Annotated in this window: 13 protein-coding genes and 3 tRNA genes; 9 read left to right on the top strand and 7 right to left on the bottom strand. The window is 55.4% G+C overall.

Features of this window, described 5'->3' with window-relative positions:
• Positions 1-184: 184 nt before the first annotated feature.
• On the bottom strand, positions 185-2,890 hold the full coding sequence (gyrA, locus tag ACR0IU_RS00005; protein ID WP_480715280.1) for a DNA gyrase subunit A: 2,706 nt from the start codon (positions 2,888-2,890) through the stop codon (positions 185-187).
• Between the two features lie 224 nt (positions 2,891-3,114).
• Between gyrA and ACR0IU_RS00010 the strand changes: the two genes are divergently transcribed.
• Together ACR0IU_RS00010 and ACR0IU_RS00015 are read left to right on the top strand one after the other, a co-directional pair.
• Positions 3,115-3,384 carry an usg protein gene (locus ACR0IU_RS00010; RefSeq protein ID WP_170539990.1) on the top strand — a complete coding sequence of 90 codons (270 nt, stop codon included), beginning with the start codon at positions 3,115-3,117 and terminating at the stop codon, positions 3,382-3,384.
• 102 nt (positions 3,385-3,486) lie between these two features.
• Positions 3,487-4,182 carry a lipid-binding SYLF domain-containing protein gene (locus tag ACR0IU_RS00015; RefSeq protein WP_480714821.1) on the top strand — a complete coding sequence of 232 codons (696 nt, stop codon included), beginning with the start codon at positions 3,487-3,489 and terminating at the stop codon, positions 4,180-4,182.
• On the opposite strand, the gene ACR0IU_RS00020 is transcribed toward ACR0IU_RS00015, so the two are convergent.
• Complete coding sequence (locus ACR0IU_RS00020) at positions 4,183-5,136, bottom strand: radical SAM protein (RefSeq protein WP_480714822.1); 954 nt, start codon at positions 5,134-5,136, stop codon at positions 4,183-4,185.
• A 163-nt stretch (positions 5,137-5,299) separates the two neighbouring features.
• On the opposite strand from ACR0IU_RS00020, the gene zwf reads away from it, so the two are divergent.
• The 4 genes from zwf to ACR0IU_RS00040 all read left to right on the top strand — a co-directional run bounded on the left by zwf (position 5,300) and on the right by ACR0IU_RS00040 (position 10,764).
• Complete coding sequence (gene zwf / locus ACR0IU_RS00025; RefSeq protein ID WP_480714823.1) at positions 5,300-6,754, top strand: glucose-6-phosphate dehydrogenase; 1,455 nt, start codon at positions 5,300-5,302, stop codon at positions 6,752-6,754.
• The gene (gene pgl, locus ACR0IU_RS00030; protein WP_480714824.1) at positions 6,751-7,422 is read left to right on the top strand and encodes a 6-phosphogluconolactonase; all 672 of its coding nucleotides are present in this window, start codon (positions 6,751-6,753) and stop codon (positions 7,420-7,422) included. Before zwf ends, pgl begins: the two co-directional genes overlap by 4 nt.
• A gap of 5 nt (positions 7,423-7,427) precedes the next feature.
• Entirely contained in the window at positions 7,428-9,038 is a 1,611-nt protein-coding gene (pgi, locus tag ACR0IU_RS00035; RefSeq protein WP_480714825.1) for a glucose-6-phosphate isomerase, read from the top strand.
• Between the two features lie 106 nt (positions 9,039-9,144).
• Entirely contained in the window at positions 9,145-10,764 is a 1,620-nt protein-coding gene (locus tag ACR0IU_RS00040) for a long-chain-fatty-acid--CoA ligase (protein WP_480714826.1), read from the top strand.
• Positions 10,765-10,783: 19 nt separating this feature from the next.
• Here the strand turns inward: ACR0IU_RS00040 and ACR0IU_RS00045 are convergent.
• From ACR0IU_RS00045 to ACR0IU_RS00060, 4 genes are all read right to left on the bottom strand, one after another.
• A tRNA-Asn gene (locus tag ACR0IU_RS00045) sits at positions 10,784-10,858 on the bottom strand.
• 246 nt (positions 10,859-11,104) lie between these two features.
• Positions 11,105-11,803, bottom strand: a complete 699-nt coding sequence (locus ACR0IU_RS00050) for a hypothetical protein (protein ID WP_480714827.1) — start codon at positions 11,801-11,803, stop codon at positions 11,105-11,107.
• Between the two features lie 395 nt (positions 11,804-12,198).
• A tRNA-Asn gene (locus tag ACR0IU_RS00055) sits at positions 12,199-12,273 on the bottom strand.
• Positions 12,274-12,347: 74 nt separating this feature from the next.
• The gene (locus ACR0IU_RS00060; RefSeq protein ID WP_480714828.1) at positions 12,348-13,262 is read right to left on the bottom strand and encodes an MBL fold metallo-hydrolase; all 915 of its coding nucleotides are present in this window, start codon (positions 13,260-13,262) and stop codon (positions 12,348-12,350) included.
• Between the two features lie 44 nt (positions 13,263-13,306).
• Between ACR0IU_RS00060 and ACR0IU_RS00065 the strand changes: the two genes are divergently transcribed.
• The gene (locus tag ACR0IU_RS00065) at positions 13,307-14,626 is read left to right on the top strand and encodes an ATP-binding protein (protein WP_480714829.1); all 1,320 of its coding nucleotides are present in this window, start codon (positions 13,307-13,309) and stop codon (positions 14,624-14,626) included.
• Between the two features lie 2 nt (positions 14,627-14,628).
• Here ACR0IU_RS00065 and ACR0IU_RS00070 read toward each other — a convergent pair.
• Positions 14,629-14,705, bottom strand: a tRNA-Ile gene (locus ACR0IU_RS00070).
• A gap of 107 nt (positions 14,706-14,812) precedes the next feature.
• Here ACR0IU_RS00070 and purM point away from each other — a divergent pair.
• Both purM and purN read left to right on the top strand, forming a co-directional pair.
• Complete coding sequence (gene purM, locus ACR0IU_RS00075) at positions 14,813-15,859, top strand: phosphoribosylformylglycinamidine cyclo-ligase (RefSeq protein WP_480714830.1); 1,047 nt, start codon at positions 14,813-14,815, stop codon at positions 15,857-15,859.
• Entirely contained in the window at positions 15,856-16,452 is a 597-nt protein-coding gene (gene purN, locus ACR0IU_RS00080) for a phosphoribosylglycinamide formyltransferase (protein ID WP_480714831.1), read from the top strand. Before purM ends, purN begins: the two co-directional genes overlap by 4 nt.
• Positions 16,453-16,485: the final 33 nt, after the last annotated feature.

Genomic DNA, 16,485 nt, shown 5'->3' on the forward strand with positions numbered 1-16,485 from the left:
AAACTCGCAAAACTAGCCCCGCAACCAGAACCAACAGGCTGAGAGGAACATCCCAAGCGGCTTTTGCCATCGCTCATCGGCAGTTCCAACGTCGACTTTTTCAACACTATCTCCGCAGAGCGGTAATTGGAAGGTTTAGACCAAAGAAACCGAGCTTAACTCACCCGATTTCTTTCTCGATCCTTCACTCTTCGGCTTCTTCATCACCCTGGTCTGCAATCCAGGCAACACTGACGACTTCTTCGCCCTTGCCCGTGTTGAAGACTTTCACACCGCCCGCGCTGCGGGAGCGGAAAGAGATCCCATCAACCGGCACCCGGATCGACTGACCCTTTGAGGTGGCCAGCATGATCTGGTCGTCAATATCAACGGGGAAGGATGCCACCAGTTTACCGCCGCGCATGGCCTTGTCCATCGCTGCCACGCCCATACCGCCGCGTCCGCGAACCGGGTAATCGTGGCTTGAGCTCAGCTTGCCCGCGCCCCCTGCCGTAATGGTCAGGATCAGGTTCTCGGCAGCCGACATCTCGGCATAACGTTCCTGAGGCAGCACACTGTCGGCGTTACCTTCATCTTCTTCCGTCTCGGATTCATCGGTGACACCGGCCATAAGGCGGCGCATTTTAAGGTAAGCGGCCCGTTCATCCGAGGTGGCGTTGAAGTGGCGGATGACAGACATCGAAACCACCTCATCATCGCCGGTCAGACGCACACCGCGTACACCAACAGACGAGCGGCTGTTGAACACCCGTACATCTGTTGTTGGGAAGCGGATTGCGCGGCCAGATTTAGTGACCAGCATGACGTCATCATCTTCGGAACAGATACGCGCGTTGATCAACTTGGTGTCGGCGTGATCCTCTTCGAACTTCATGGCGATCTTGCCGTTGCGCTTGACGTTGGTGAAATCTGACAAACGGTTGCGCCGCACAGTTCCTGCACTGGTGGCGAAGATGATCTGCAGGTTTTCCCATTCTTCATCCGGGACATCCACCGGCATAATTGCAGCAATAGAAACCCCGGTTGGAATCGGCAGGATGTTGACGATGGCTTTGCCTTTGCCAGTCCGCCCCGATTGCGGCAGTCGCCAGGTCTTAAGCTTGTAGACCATGCCATCCGTTGTAAAGAACAACAACTGCGTGTGGGTATTCGCCACGAAGAGGGTGGTGACCACGTCTTCTTCTTTGGTCTGCATGCCTGACAGACCTTTGCCACCGCGCTTCTGGGCGCGAAAATCAGCCAGTGGGGTGCGCTTGATGTATCCGCCCGATGTGACGGTCACGACCATGTCTTCGCGCTCGATCAGGTCTTCGTCTTCCATGTCGCCGGACCAATCGACGATCTCGGTGCGACGTGGAACGGCAAACTGGTCGCGCACGCTGCGCAGCTCATCGCCGATGATCGACATGATGCGTTCGCGCGAAGATAGAATATCCAAGTATTCCTTGATCTTCGCGGCGAGTTCTTCAAGCTCGTCCGTGACCTCTTTGACACCCAGTTGGGTCAGACGTTGCAGACGCAGTTCGAGGATGGCGCGGGCCTGAACTTCGGTCAGGTTATAGGTGCCGTCGTCGTTCATCTTTGACAGAGGATCGTCGATAAGACGCAGATAGCCTTCGATATCTGCCGCCGGCCAACGGCGGGTCATCAGCTTTTCACGTGCTTGTGCCGCGTCTGTAGACGAGCGGATCGTGGCGACCACTTCGTCCACATTGGAAACAGCGACCGCCAGACCACAGAGAATATGGCTGCGTTCGCGTGCTTTGCGCAGATCGTACGCTGTACGACGGGCAACCACATCCTCGCGAAAATCGATGAAAGATGTCAGGAAGCGGCGCAAGGTCAGCTGTTCGGGGCGACCACCATTCAAGGCCAGCATGTTGCAGCCGAAAGAAGTTTGCATCGGTGAGAAACGATAGAGCTGGTTCAACACCACTTCGGGTGTTGCATCGCGCTTCAATTCGACGACGACGCGCACACCATTTCGGTCGGATTCGTCCTGCACATGGGACACACCTTCGATCCGCTTCTCACGCACGGCTTCGGCAATCTTTTCGATCATCGCGGCTTTGTTCACCTGATAGGGGATCTCATCGACAACGATGGCGTAGCGGTCCTTACGAAGCTCCTCGACACGGGTCTTTGCACGGATGATGACGCTCCCACGGCCCTCCAGATAAGCTTTGCGCGCGCCGGACCGGCCCAGCATTACGCCGCCGGTCGGGAAATCGGGGCCGGGGACGTATTCGATCAACTGTTCCGAGGTCAAGTCCGGGTCATCGATCAGCGCCAGAGTTGCATCAACCACTTCACCCAGATTGTGCGGAGGGATGTTCGTTGCCATACCCACAGCGATACCGCCGGCACCGTTGACGAGCATATTTGGGAAACGGGCGGGCAGGACGGTCGGCTCTTTGTCTTTGCCGTCATAGTTGTCCTGAAAATCGACCGTCTCTTTTTCAATATCGGCCAGCAGGGACGCGGCAGGCTTGTCCATCCGAACTTCGGTATAACGCATGGCAGCCGGGTTATCGCCGTCCATCGAGCCAAAGTTGCCTTGACCATCCAGTAGCGGCAGAGACATCGAGAAATCCTGTGCCATCCGCACCAGCGCGTCATAGATCGCACTATCACCATGCGGGTGGTACTTACCCATCACGTCGCCGACCGGGCGGGCCGATTTGCGGTAGGCCTTTTCGTGCGTGTTCCCGGTTTCGTGCATTGCATACAGGATGCGGCGGTGCACTGGTTTCAAACCATCGCGCAGATCGGGAATGGCGCGCGACACGATGACCGACATGGCATAGTCCAGATAGGACGTGCGCATCTCGGATTCGATGGATACCGTCGGGCCGTCATAAACGGGGCGCTCGGGCGGTGTTTCATCCATGTTTTCAGGTATTTCTGGCGTATCGCTCACGTAGGCTGCCCGTGTCTTGTTTTTGATCTATATCTTGTGGATGCACCTTATCAGACCAGGCATATAAGGTGCAAGCAAGCAACCGTCTTGTGGCCAAATTAGCCCGGTAACAGTAGAGTAACATATTGTTATCTAAGTATTAGGTGATTTTCGTGTTACCCTGAGAAGACCTTGCAACAAAATTGGAGGTCTGGATGGCGCAAAACGAAACCGAACTCATGTTGAAAGGGTACGGGCTGACAACCGCAGAATTTTTCTATCACATGCCCGATTACATACACGTTCTGAATACGTTTATCTGGCAGGATTATGATCTTGCCCCGGATCACCCCAAACTTTTTGAATTCGTGGATTTCTGGCAAAAAGAAATTGAAGGACCGCTGCATTCTGTTCGGTTCACACATCGAAAGATGATCGCTCCGGGCGAATGGCGGAATATGGTTGGAGAGTTTCGTGTGAACTAATCGGGCGTCGGATATCCTTTCAGGAATCGAAAGTCCGGTTCTCAAATGTCGCGATTGAGATAATGTAATGACCAAACTGATGGTCTTACACGGAATCACTCTATGCTCAGATATCTTATCCTCGCCGCTGCGGTTTTCCTGACCAGTCCTGCCATCGCCGAAGGGGTTCTGGACAAGATCAAAAAGGGGGCTGAGAATACTGCAAACGCGATAGGTCGCGGTGCAGAAGGTGTTGGGAACACAATCGAGAAAGGTGCGAACGCCGTCGACGAAACCATTGATTCGACTTCGGAACTGCTAAGAAACGAGGCCACGCCTGAAGAGACACGTGCCAAGTTGGATTTGATGGCGGGCGAAATTCTTGATCAACTACTTGCCGAGAATCCACAGGCACAAGAACTAAACGATGTCTGCGCTGGATACGCGGTTTTTGACTCGCGCAAGGTGACGGTTTTTCCGGTATCTGCAGGTTATGGGCGCGGTGTGGCCGTTTCAAAAGACACAGGACAACACACCTATATGAACATGGGGACCGGGGGCGTTGGCGGAGCTATTGGGATCGGGGGCTTTGAAACCAAGTTCGTGATCCTGTTCGAAACCTCTGCGGATCTAGAGAATTTTATTGATCACGGCTACGATGCGACCGCGGAGACAGGCGCAATGTATGGTGAGGATCGTGCGGGAGACACGCTGCGCTTTACCGATGGCCGATCCTTCTTTGTTTTGAGCAAGAAGGGGTGGCGGGTGTCAGCGGGAGCCTCAGGTACAAAATTCTGGAAATCACCCGAACTTAACTGATCAACCGGAGCAACTGGCCCCTCCAAGAACGCAGAACTTGGCGCAGTGCGGGTGGTTTAGATGCACGTCGGCTTCGGCCTCGGCCAAGGTTTCGCCCATTTCGAATTCAGGTGAGTATGGCAGCAACGTACATGCCAAAACCGCCGGACGTTCTGCGCCTTTGCGCTTAATCACCATGCGCGAGCTGGCACACATCACAGCATCTGGAGATTTATCAAGAATTCCCCAGCAAGCGGTGGTGATTTCAGGCACTTCTACGGATTCATCCATTTCGGGAAACAACACGGTTTGACCCGGGTCTTGAGGGTCGATGTCAAAACCATGTTCTGCAAAGAATGCGCCATAGCCTGCACGGCTGTCGGCGTCAGAATCTCCCCACACGGTACGCCCGGCGATCGCCATCTTAAAGCCGTTATCCCGCAGCCATTCCATACCGATCAGCGTCTTGGCAAAGCTGCCTTTTCCACGCTCTTCATCATGTAATTCCGGGCGGTAGTGATCGACCGAAATGCGCAGTGTCAGCTTGCCGCCATAGTCACATTGCAGCTCCAGCAACCCTTCACGCATCGTGCGACGCATCATCGGCTGCATGGCGTTAGTCAGAATCAGAACCTCGTAGCCACGTTCAAGCGCTGCGCGGGTCATTTCGATCATTTCAGGGTTCATGAAGGGCTCACCACCGGTAAAGCCAATCTCGCGGATTGGCCACTGGCGTTCTTCGATCTGATCCAGATAAGCGCGAACCTCATCTGCTGCGATGTAAACCAGCGCGTCATTGGTGGGACTGCTGGCGATATAACAGTTGACGCATTCGATATTGCACAGCGTGCCGGTATTGAACCACAGAGTTTCCGGATTGGATAACGCAACAGACGCGCGCGTTTGCCCGTCCGCTGTCACCAAACTGTTTTGAAACTTCCCGATATTTGCAGCCTGAGTGGCGTTGTCTTTCATTCCGGCATCCGGTTTTGTGCATTTACCAAACCGACTTAATCGTTCGTGCCGGTTTAGTTAAGTACGTTGACACCCTGCTGACAGAGTTTTGATGTTCGAAGATTTCGACATTTTGATTGCGCTAACATTGGACATGCCACGACTGGCAAGGTAAGGAAAAGCCATGGTTTCTCGCGTCATACCCGTTGACCCATTTGATCTGGTCATATTCGGCGGAACCGGCGATCTGGCGCAGCGCAAGATCGTTCCGGCTCTGTTTCGGCGTTACTGCGCCGGACAATGGCCCGAGGCCGCGCGGATCATAGGCGCGGCACGGGGTGCGCTGACCGTTGAATCCTTTCGGGATATAGTTGCCGAATCTTTGCGTCAGTATGCGCCAAAACGGTCTAAAGACCCGGAGGCGGTAAAAGGTTTTCTGCAGCGCATAAATTATGTTCCGCTGGATGCCTTGTCCGAAGACGGGTGGGCTCCATTGTCCGAATTGCTGAGCACGGATCGAATCCGAGCGTTCTATTTCTCGGTGGGTCCCAGACTATTTGGTCCGCTGGCCGAGCGGATCAGAGCGCATAATCTCGCCACCCCTCAGACCCGGATCGTTGTTGAAAAGCCGTTTGGGCACGATCTGGAAAGTGCGCGCGCTTTGAATGCAACGTTGGCGTCGCATTTTGATGAGGGGCAAATCTATCGAATTGATCACTATCTGGGCAAAGAAACGGTACAAAACCTGATGGCGGTCCGGTTCGGCAACATGTTGTTCGAGCCATTGTGGAACAGCCAGTACGTGGATCACATTCAGATCACCGTTGCGGAAACAGTCGGCATCGATGGGCGAGAAGAGTATTACGAGCGTGCAGGTGCCATGCGCGACATGATGCAGAACCACCTTATGCAGCTTTTGTGTCTGATCGCGATGGAACCGCCCGCAAAGTTTGACCCGGATGCGGTGCGCGACGAAAAGCTCAAGGTGATCCGTGCGCTGGACCCGGTTGAACCGCACCACATTGTTCGGGGACAGTTTGCCGGTGAAAAACAGGGTCGGGGGTATCGCGAGGTTGTGGGTAACAACCGGTCCACGACCGAGAGTTATGTGGCTTTGCGCGCGCATATCAGCAACTGGAGATGGGCCGGCACTCCATTTTATCTGCGTACTGGTAAGGAATTGGTGGCGCGGTCGTCGGTCATCAATGTGATGTTCAAGGATGCGCCGCATTCGATTTTCGGCGAAGAGGCAGGGCGTCACGCAAACGCGCTTTCGATTCGGTTGCAGCCGAACGAAGGCATTACTCTGAAAGTGACGATCAAAGAGCCGGGGCAGGGTGGGATGCGGCTGGTCGACGTTCCGCTGGACATGAGCTTTGCCGAGGCGCTTGGACCCGAAAATCAGGACCCGCCGGACGCCTATGAGCGGCTGGTGATGGATGTCATTCGCGGCAACCAGACCCTGTTTATGCGCGGTGATGAGGTCGAGGCAGCATGGGCTTGGACCGACCCGATCATTGCGGGCTGGCAGGCGCGTGGTGACGTGCCCAAACCCTATGAAAATGGCAGCACTGGCCCGGGCGACGCCGAACTGCTGATGAAGAGAGATCACCGCCGCTGGCAAGGAATAAACCCATGAATATTAAAGAATATGCAGACCGTGACATGCTGGCCATTGATGTCGCGAATGCACTGGCCGGAGACCTTGAGTCCGCGTTGTTGCACCACGATGTTGTTTCGCTTGCCGTTCCCGGAGGCACCACCCCGGGTCCGGTGTTTGATGTGTTATGCGCGGCTGATCTTGAGTGGGATCGCGTGCGCGTGTTGCCGACAGATGAGCGGTGTGTACCGGGAGACCAAGAACGATCGAACGAGCGGCTGATCCGCGAGCGTCTATTGACCAATCGCGCTTCTGTCGCGCAGTACCTGCCATTGTTTGTCGCAGGTCATGAGCCCGAGGCGGTTCTGCCTGAGATCGAGAGCCTGATCACTCCCGTCTTGCCTCTGTCGGTCCTGGTTCTTGGCATGGGTGAGGATATGCACACGGCCTCTCTTTTTCCTGGGATGCAGGGCCTGACTGCCGCGCTGGACAGCCGCGCGCCCACACTTGCGGTGGCAAGGACAGACGTGCAACCCGAGGCGAGAATAACACTGACCGCACCCGTGCTCGAAGGTGCGTTATCAAAACACCTCATTATCTTCGGAGAATCCAAGCGCGATGCGCTGGATCGCGCCATGTCACTACCGCCAGAAGAGGCGCCTATCGCGGCCGTGCTAACCGGCATGACTGTCCACTGGGCGGAGTAGTCACCATGCAATTGGATCAACTGAAATCTCTGGCTAAATTGATCGGTGATCGCAGAATACTTGATCTGTTCCATGCAGATTCAAACCGGGCCGAGGGTTTTTCCACGTCCAGCGGCGACTTGTTGTTTGATTACTCTAAAACTCAGATCAACGACGACATTCGCTCTGCACTTTTTCAACTCTGTGACCAGGCCAAATTGGCGGATCGCCGGACTGCGATGTTTGCGGGCCAAAAGATCAACGAGACCGAAGGGCGTGCGGTACTGCATACGGTGTTGCGCAACCTCGATGGCGGTCCGGTCGAGGTGGATGGTCAGGACGTGATGCCAGACGTTCTGGAAACATTGCAGCGGATGCGCGTGTTTGCCGAAGAGGTGCGCGGCGGGGCGATCAAGGGGGCAGGGGGCAGCTTTACGGATGTTGTGAATATCGGCATCGGCGGCTCGGATCTTGGTCCGGTCATGGCGACACATGCCCTGGCACCGTATCACGATGGTCCAAAGTTGCATTACGTCTCGAACGTGGACGGGGCGTATATCGCCGACACGTTGCGCATGCTCGACCCGACGCGCACGCTGGTTATTGTGGCCTCGAAAACCTTCACCACCATCGAAACCATGACCAACGCGCGGACGGCGCGGGCTTGGATGGTGGATGGAGGCGGAGACCCGTCGCAGCAATTCGCTGCCGTTTCGAGCGCGGTGGATAAGACAGCTGCATTTGGCATCCCAGAAGAGCGCGTGTTCGGTTTCGCCGACTGGGTGGGCGGACGCTATTCGGTCTGGGGCCCGGTCGGATTGCCGGTGATGATCGCTGTAGGCTCAAATGCATTCGATGCTTTTCTGCGAGGTGGGCAGGCGATGGACCTGCATTTCCGCTCGGCGAAGTGGGTTGAAAACATGCCGGTTATGTTGGCGCTTGTCGGTGTCTGGCATCGGCAGGTTTTGGGTTACGCCAGCCGTGCGGTTTTGCCTTATGATCAGCGCCTTCTGCGGCTTCCAGCGTATTTCCAGCAGCTTGAAATGGAATCGAACGGCAAATCTGTCGCAATGGACGGCAGTGCGTTGGCCATGCCATCAGGTCCGGTGGTTTGGGGCGAGCCTGGCACCAATGGACAGCACGCATTCTATCAACTGATTCACCAGGGCACTGACGTGATCCCGTGCGAGTTCATGGTGGCAGCCAATGGGCATGAGCCTGAATTGGCCCATCATCATCGTCTGCTTCTGGCCAATTGCCTGGCTCAGTCCGAGGCTCTGATGCAAGGCCGATCATTGGATGAAGCCCGCGCGCGGATGGTGGATAAAGGTTTGACCGGCGAAGAGCTGGAGCGTCAGGCGCGCCACCGTGTGTTCTCGGGGGATCGCCCATCAACAACCCTGATATATCCGCAGCTTACGCCATATGTTCTGGGCCAGATCATTGCGCTGTACGAGCATCGGGTTTTTGTCGAAGGCGTGTTGCTCGGCATCAATTCATTCGATCAATGGGGCGTTGAGCTGGGCAAAGAACTGGCGACGTCTCTGGGGCCCATTGTCGATGGCGAAGTTGGCACCGAAGGCAAGGATGGTTCGACAGCCGGTCTGGTCGAGTACGCGCTACGCCATCGAGGTTGACACGGCACTCAGCCAAACTCTCTTATTGTCAGACAATTAAAATCTTGGCAGGGTTTCTGCCAATGTAGAAGGGCGCGGCCAAGCGCTGACGATGGGAGGATTGTCCATGCTGGGACAGATGATGACGCAGCCTTTGCTGATTTCGTCGCTTATTGATCACGCCGAACGCTATCACGGACAGACTGAGATAATCTCGGTCGAGACGGACGGGGCCGTGACCCAGACCAACTGGGCGGGGATCGCGCAGAACGCCCGCCGTATGGCTTCGGCGCTTATGAATCTTGGGCTACAGCCGCAGGATCGAGTGGGCACACTGGCCTGGAATAACCGCCGCCATCTTGAGATCTACTATGCCGTATCCGGCGCGGGCTTCGTCTGTCACACGATCAATCCGCGTCTTTTCCCTGAGCAACTGACCTATATCATCAACCACGCGCAGGATCGGGTTCTGTTCTTTGATGCAACTTTCTTGCCCTTGGTTGCCGCGCTTCAGGAGCATCTGACCGAGGTGCAGCATTTCGTGCTGATGGGTGCACGAGATGAGGCCGCGTTGTCTCAGGTACCTGGTTTGATCTTCTATGACGAGTTGATTGAAACCGGTGATGTGGATTATGCGTGGCCCAGTTTTGATGAGAATACCGCCTCTAGCCTTTGCTACACATCGGGCACAACAGGAAACCCCAAAGGTGTTCTGTATTCGCATCGTTCGACTTTGCTGCACAGTTTCGCGTCAAACACACGTGATGTGATCGGCTATTCCGCGATGGATGTGGTATTGCCGGTGGTGCCAATGTTTCACGTCAATGCTTGGGGTTCACCCTATGCCAGCGCCATGTCCGGCTCACGCATGGTATTGCCGGGGCCGGGTTTGCATGGGGAAGCATTGGTCAATCTGATCGACACTTATGGCGTGACATTGGCAATGGGTGTGCCAACCATCTGGCAGGGCCTTCTGGCGCATGCGGCGACATGTGGAACCAAACTGGAAAGCTTGGATCGTACCGTTATCGGCGGTGCAGCGTGCCCGCCTTCGATGATCGAAACCTTTCGCGAGACTTATGGCGTCGATACCGTCCATGCCTGGGGTATGAGTGAAATGAGCCCGCTGGGCACTACGAACTATCCTATGGCCAAGCATCTGGAAATGCCCATTGAAGCACAACACAAACTACGCGAGAGCCAAGGCCGCCCGCCCTTTGGGGTTGAACTGAAAATCGTAGATGACGATGGCAGCGACCTTCCCCATGACGGTGAAACGCAGGGTGATCTGATGGTGCGCGGCCATTGGGTGCTAGACAGCTATTTCCACATGCAAGATGAGGCTTTGTTGCAGGATGGCTGGTTCGCAACCGGCGACGTGGCAACATTGGACCCAGATGGGTTTATGACCATCCGCGACCGATCGAAGGATATTATCAAGTCAGGTGGCGAATGGATCAGTTCGGTCGAGCTGGAAAATATCGCTGTCGCGCACCCTCAACTGGCGACAGCGGCGGTTGTGGGTGTGCCACATCCGAAGTGGGATGAACGCCCGCTTTTGGTTGCTGTGAAGGCGGAAGGCCAAGAGCCGACCGAGCAGGATTTACTTTCATTCTTCGACGGTAAGATCGCCAAATGGCAGGTGCCAGACAAAGTTGTATTCGTCGACGCTCTGCCATTGAACGCAACCGGCAAAGTCCTGAAACGGAACTTGCGTGCGGATTTTAGCGACGTGCTGATGGGGTGATTGCCAAACGGGGGAAGAATGGCTCCGGCGGTAGGGATCGAACCTACGACCAATTGATTAACAGTCAACTGCTCTACCGCTGAGCTACGCCGGAACGGTCCGCGCCGTATAGCAATCAGCTTTGGCATCGTCCAGAGGGTCAATCGTGATTTTGCTGATTATTAATAGCACCTGATTATTCAAACGTGTTGCTGAAATACGCGCATTCAGAATTCATCAAATTCTTTGATTGAAAGTGGACAATGACGGACCACTCTTAAGTTCTTCAAACTGTATGATACCTTTTGAATTTCAGGTATAGAAACACGCTCGGCAACCTTTTTAGATCAATCATTTTGGCTCAGGCTTGGTCTGTTTCCTTCGATTGCTCTCGCTCCTGACGCGTGAACACCGGTGCTGCCGATGTGTCAATTTTATGCTTCTCCAAAAGAAATTCCATATAGCTACCGGGCTCTGGAAGGCCGCCAATGCTTGAAAGAAACTGGCGAACGCGACGGCCATAGAAGTGAACGGAATAGGTATCGCGCGTGATCGAGCGCCTGACTTTCCGCACCATCTTGCTTCGCATCAGAAAACGTCGGTTCTTGAAGCTTATTGGATACAAACTATTGGTTGGAAGCGCATATTTTGATTCACCGGATTTCTTGAGATAGTGGGTTATGGCGTGTGGCCCCCAAATTCCCCAAGGTAGATCGCTCGCATGGGCCGGAGTGCCCGCATCCTTCAGTTTCTCAAAATGCCGCTTTACATTCGGTCCAAACCACTCGGGTATACCATATTCATCTTCGGTCATTTCAATGAGGTGACCCAATGTTTCGCTGTCGGAAGGCAGGCCCAATACGCCCCCGTTGATGTGATGATCGGATTCCCAGGCAAAGAAATGTCCGGATTCCGTCTCGAAGGGCCTGACGCAATAGGCATCAAGGTCAGCCCAAATCATACGGTCATTTTGCTGCAGAAGATGATAACGGAATACATCTGAAAATAGCGCAAAACTACCTGTGCGACCATGTGTGATGAAACGATCTTCTGCAAGCACAGTGTCGCCACGGACCAGTTCCACACCTTTCGGGATATTTTGAACATCTTTGTAGTGGTAGAGTTTGACATGATGGCCCGCATCCAGAAAGGATTTGGCGCATAGGACTTCAACATAGCTCAGTGGACCTTCGACCCATAGCATCCCAATTTCGTATTCGCGGCCCATATCTGGTCTGAATTCCTACGCTTTTGTTAATCCGCTATCGTCTGCTTCAGGAGAGATTTCACTACACACAGAGTTATCTAATCAGCGGCATCAATGTAGGCAAGCCAATCCTCACGGTTGAACGGGCGGGTGACATTGGTTCGAAATTGATCGACCCCGTGCATGTCATTGCATCAGTTCAGCCCGTGAATTCAGGCGTCCTATCGCGTTGAGTTTTATTTGGATATTGGCTCCGGCGGTAGGGATCGAACCTACGACCAATTGATTAACAGTCAACTGCTCTACCGCTGAGCTACGCCGGAACTGAGGGGCGTATAACAACACGGAATTTCGTCGTCCAGAGGGGAAGCGCATTGCCGATGAAAAAAGTTTGCCGCTAACTGAGCCTGATAAATTCGGACTGTGCTGAAAGCGTCTCAACGGGTGCGACCTGGGCCTTTCCGGTCAGATCGACCAGATGCGCGAATACATTTCTTTCCGCCGCTGGCAGCAATGCACCAGGCGTGTCTACATAAATACGCTGTGCAAGCTGACGTGCAGTGGCCGGGCCTTTGATCAGTTCGTCAAGAATCTGAGATTCGCGCGAAAGACGGTGATGAATCAGCCACTCCAGGCGATTGTTTGGTTCCGTTACAGGAGCGCCGTGGCCGGGATGAAAGACTGACCATTCTCTCGCGCGAAGGCGATGGCAGGCGGCCATGAAGTCGGTCAGATCCCCGTCGGGCGGTGAGACCAGCGAACTGGCCCATCCCATGACATGATCCGCTGTAAAGCAAACATCGCCCCAGGCGAGCGCAATATGGTTGCCGAGATGGCCGGGTGTGTGGATGATTTCAAGCGTCCAGTCGTCCGCAGAAATACATGCACAGTCTTCCAGTTCAATATCAGGGCGAAAATCCATATCGATTCCCTCACCGCCGCCCGCAAACCCATTCTGCGCCAATTCCGTCATAACCTCACTGCGGCCTGCTTGGGGTCCTCCGAAAGCGAGAACCGGTGCGCCTGTATGGGCCGCAAGAGGGGCAGCTAGGGGTGAGTGATCAAGATGGGTGTGAGTGACGAAGATATGGCTGATCCGCTGATTGGGCTGTAATGCATCGAGAATCGCCGACAAATGTGCGTCGCTCAGCGGTCCCGGATCGATGACGGCGATGTCTGTTTCACCCAGAAGGTAAGTGTTCGTACCGCGATATGTCATCGGTGAGGGATTTGGGGCAAGCACCCGTCTTAGGCCTTGAGCAAGTTCCACAGCTTGTCCAGGCACTGGGTTGAAATCATCGGGGGCTTGCATTCTGACCTCTTCCTCTTGTCCAGGCAGCCCGCTAGGTTTAGCGCATGTCGACCCAATGGCTCAAACCCTATATGCCGCGCAGCCTTTACGCGCGGGCTGCACTTATCCTGGTGCTACCGGTCATCGTTGTACTCTTGGTTGTGGCGATCGCTTTTTTGCAAAAGCATCTCGAGGAAGTGACCGCACAGATGACGCGAACGGCAGCCCGTGAGGTCACGCTTATATTGAACGTGATGGAGGGTGCAGAGACGCAGCAGCAGGCGCTGGCTGCCGCACGGCCTGATCTGTCGGCATTGAATATGACGGCTCGTTTTCTGCCGCTGTACCAAGAACCGGTGGTTGGAAAGCGTCGTTGGTATGATTTCATCGCACCACAAGTCGATGCTGAAATGCGGGTGTTGGTGCCTCAAATGCAAGACGTCGCACTGCCGAATGGACAGGAGGTGCGGCTTTATCTGAGCACGCATCTTGGCACTTTGGAATTGAAATTTGATCGACGGCGCCTGTCACCCACGGCACCGCACCAGCTTATCGTTACGATGGTGTTCTTTGCGGCGTTGATCACCACGATCTCATTTTTATACATGCGCAACCAACTGCGGCCGATTACCCGGCTCGCAGATGCGGCGCAGGCGTTCGGCCGGGGTCGCGTGGTGCCTTACTCTCCTGGCGGGGCAATCGAAGTGCGTGCGGCGGGCAACGCTTTTGTTGATATGCGCTCCCGAATCGAAAGGCAGATTGAACAGCGCACTTTGATGTTGTCTGGCGTCAGCCACGATCTGCGGACGCCTTTGACGCGTCTGAAGCTGGGGTTGTCATTGTTGCCCGAGGATGAGGCAGCCCCGCTGTTGCAGGATGTGGATGAAATGCAATCGCTACTAGATGCGTTTCTGGACTTTTCAAGCGGGACTGCAGAAAGCACACCTGAGGCGGTCGAGCCCGAGATTTGGCTGAGTCAGATTGTCGATGACGCGCAACGCGCAGGTCAGCAGGTTGAACTGGTATCGGTCGAGGGGCAGGGGACTGTTATGTTGCGCCCGTCGGCAATGCGCCGCGCGGTGGAAAATTTGATTGGAAACGCTATCCGCTATGGTTCAAGGGCTGAGGTTAGTCTGTCGATGACACCGAAATCGATCCGTGTCCGAGTCGAGGATGACGGCCCCGGTATACCAATTGAACAGCGTACTGAGGCGGTCAAACCTTTCACGCGCCTGGACCCGGCTCGGAACCAGAATCAGGGCAGCGGTGTTGGGTTGGGCCTTGCCATCGTCGCCGACATCGCCCGTGTACACGGCGGCATCCTTCGGCTGGGCAGCAGCGAAAAATTGGGCGGTTTATGCGCAGATATCGTGATAGGGCGGTGATGTGGTAGGCCCGGAGGGACTCGAACCCCCAACCAAAGCGTTATGAGCGCTCTGCTCTAACCAATTGAGCTACAGGCCCGCCGATGCGCCTTGCGTATCACGATGGCAGCCCGCGTCAAGCCTGACCGTTGCAACATCGCCCACAATCGAATAACCCGCGCGCAAAGCACTCATAAGGGATTGGCCATGACAGCGGGCAAGAACGGAATCACCTACGCCGATGCAGGTGTGGATATCGATGCGGGCAACGCTCTGGTCGATCGGATCAAGCCTGCGGCCAAGCGCACCAACCGCTCGGGCGTTGTGAGTGGGCTAGGCGGGTTTGGCGCTCTGTTTGATCTAAAGGCGGCTGGGTATGAAGACCCGATTTTGGTGGGCGCAACCGATGGTGTGGGCACCAAGCTGCGGATTGCGATTGACACCGGCGTTGTCGATGGCGTGGGCATCGATCTGGTGGCGATGTGCGTCAACGATCTGATCTGCCAAGGCGCTGAGCCGCTGTTTTTCCTGGATTATTTTGCCACCGGTAAGCTGGACACCGATACCGCAGCACGGATTATCGAAGGCATCGCCGAGGGGTGTGTCCAATCTGGCTGCGCCCTGATCGGAGGCGAAACCGCCGAGATGCCGGGTATGTATCCCGATGGCGATTTCGATCTGGCCGGGTTCTCGGTCGGTGCAATGGAGCGCGGCGCGACCCTGCCCGAGGGTGTGCAAGACGGGGATGTGCTGCTTGGGCTGGCCTCGAACGGTGTGCATTCCAACGGCTATTCTCTGGTGCGCAAACTGGTCGAGATGTCGGGGCTGGGCTGGGATGCAGAGTCGCCTTTCGGTGGCGGAACATTGGGTGAGGCTCTGCTGACCCCCACGCGGCTGTATGTGAAACCGGCGCTGCAGGCGATCCGGGCAGGGGGCATCCATGCGCTTGCTCATATCACTGGCGGCGGCCTCACCGAAAACCTGCCGCGCGTATTGCCCGACGGGCTGGGGGCCGAGATCGATCTGAGCGCTTGGGACTTGCCGCCTGTGTTCAAATGGATGGTCGAAACTGGCGGCATCGCCGAATCCGAGATGTTGAAAACCTTCAATTGCGGTATCGGCATGATCGTGGTCTGCGCGGCTGAGGATGCTGACAAACTGGAAGCACTGCTGTCCGAAGCTGGTGAAACCGTTGCCCGGATCGGATCTGTCACCGAAACACCCGGCGTCGCGTACTCAGGCAAGCTGCTGTGAGTCACAAGCGCGTCGCGATCCTGATTTCTGGTGGTGGATCAAACATGCTGTCGCTGGTCGATAGCATGATCGGGGACCATGCCGGCCGGCCTTGCTTGGTGCTGTCGAACGACCCTGAAGCCGGAGGGCTGACAAAGGCCGCAGAGCGTGGAATAAAGACTGCCTCCGTCGATCACCGACCTTTCGGTAAAGATCGCGCCGCGTTCGAGGCGGAACTGCTCAAGCCGCTGCTGGCTTCGCAGCCAGATATTGTGTGTTTGGCCGGTTTCATGCGCGTTCTAACCGGCGATTTTGTTTCTCGCTTCCAAGGGCGAATGCTGAACATCCACCCTTCGCTGTTGCCGAAGTATAAAGGTCTGAACACGCATGCCCGCGCCATCGAGGCGGGTGATTCCGAACATGGTTGCACCGTACACGAAGTAACAGCCGCGCTGGATGACGGCCCGGTTCTGGGACAGGCGCGCGTGGAGGTAAGGGCAGGGGATACGCCAGAAGAACTTGCCAATCGCGTGTTGGTACAGGAACATAAACTCTATCCTGAGGTCCTGCGCCGGTATTGTATGGGCAACAAAGACCCAGTTCTGTTGCCTTGAATCTGCGCGGCGATTTACACGCGTAGGGTAATC

It is taken from the genome of Ruegeria sp. CL5 (assembly GCF_056536485.1).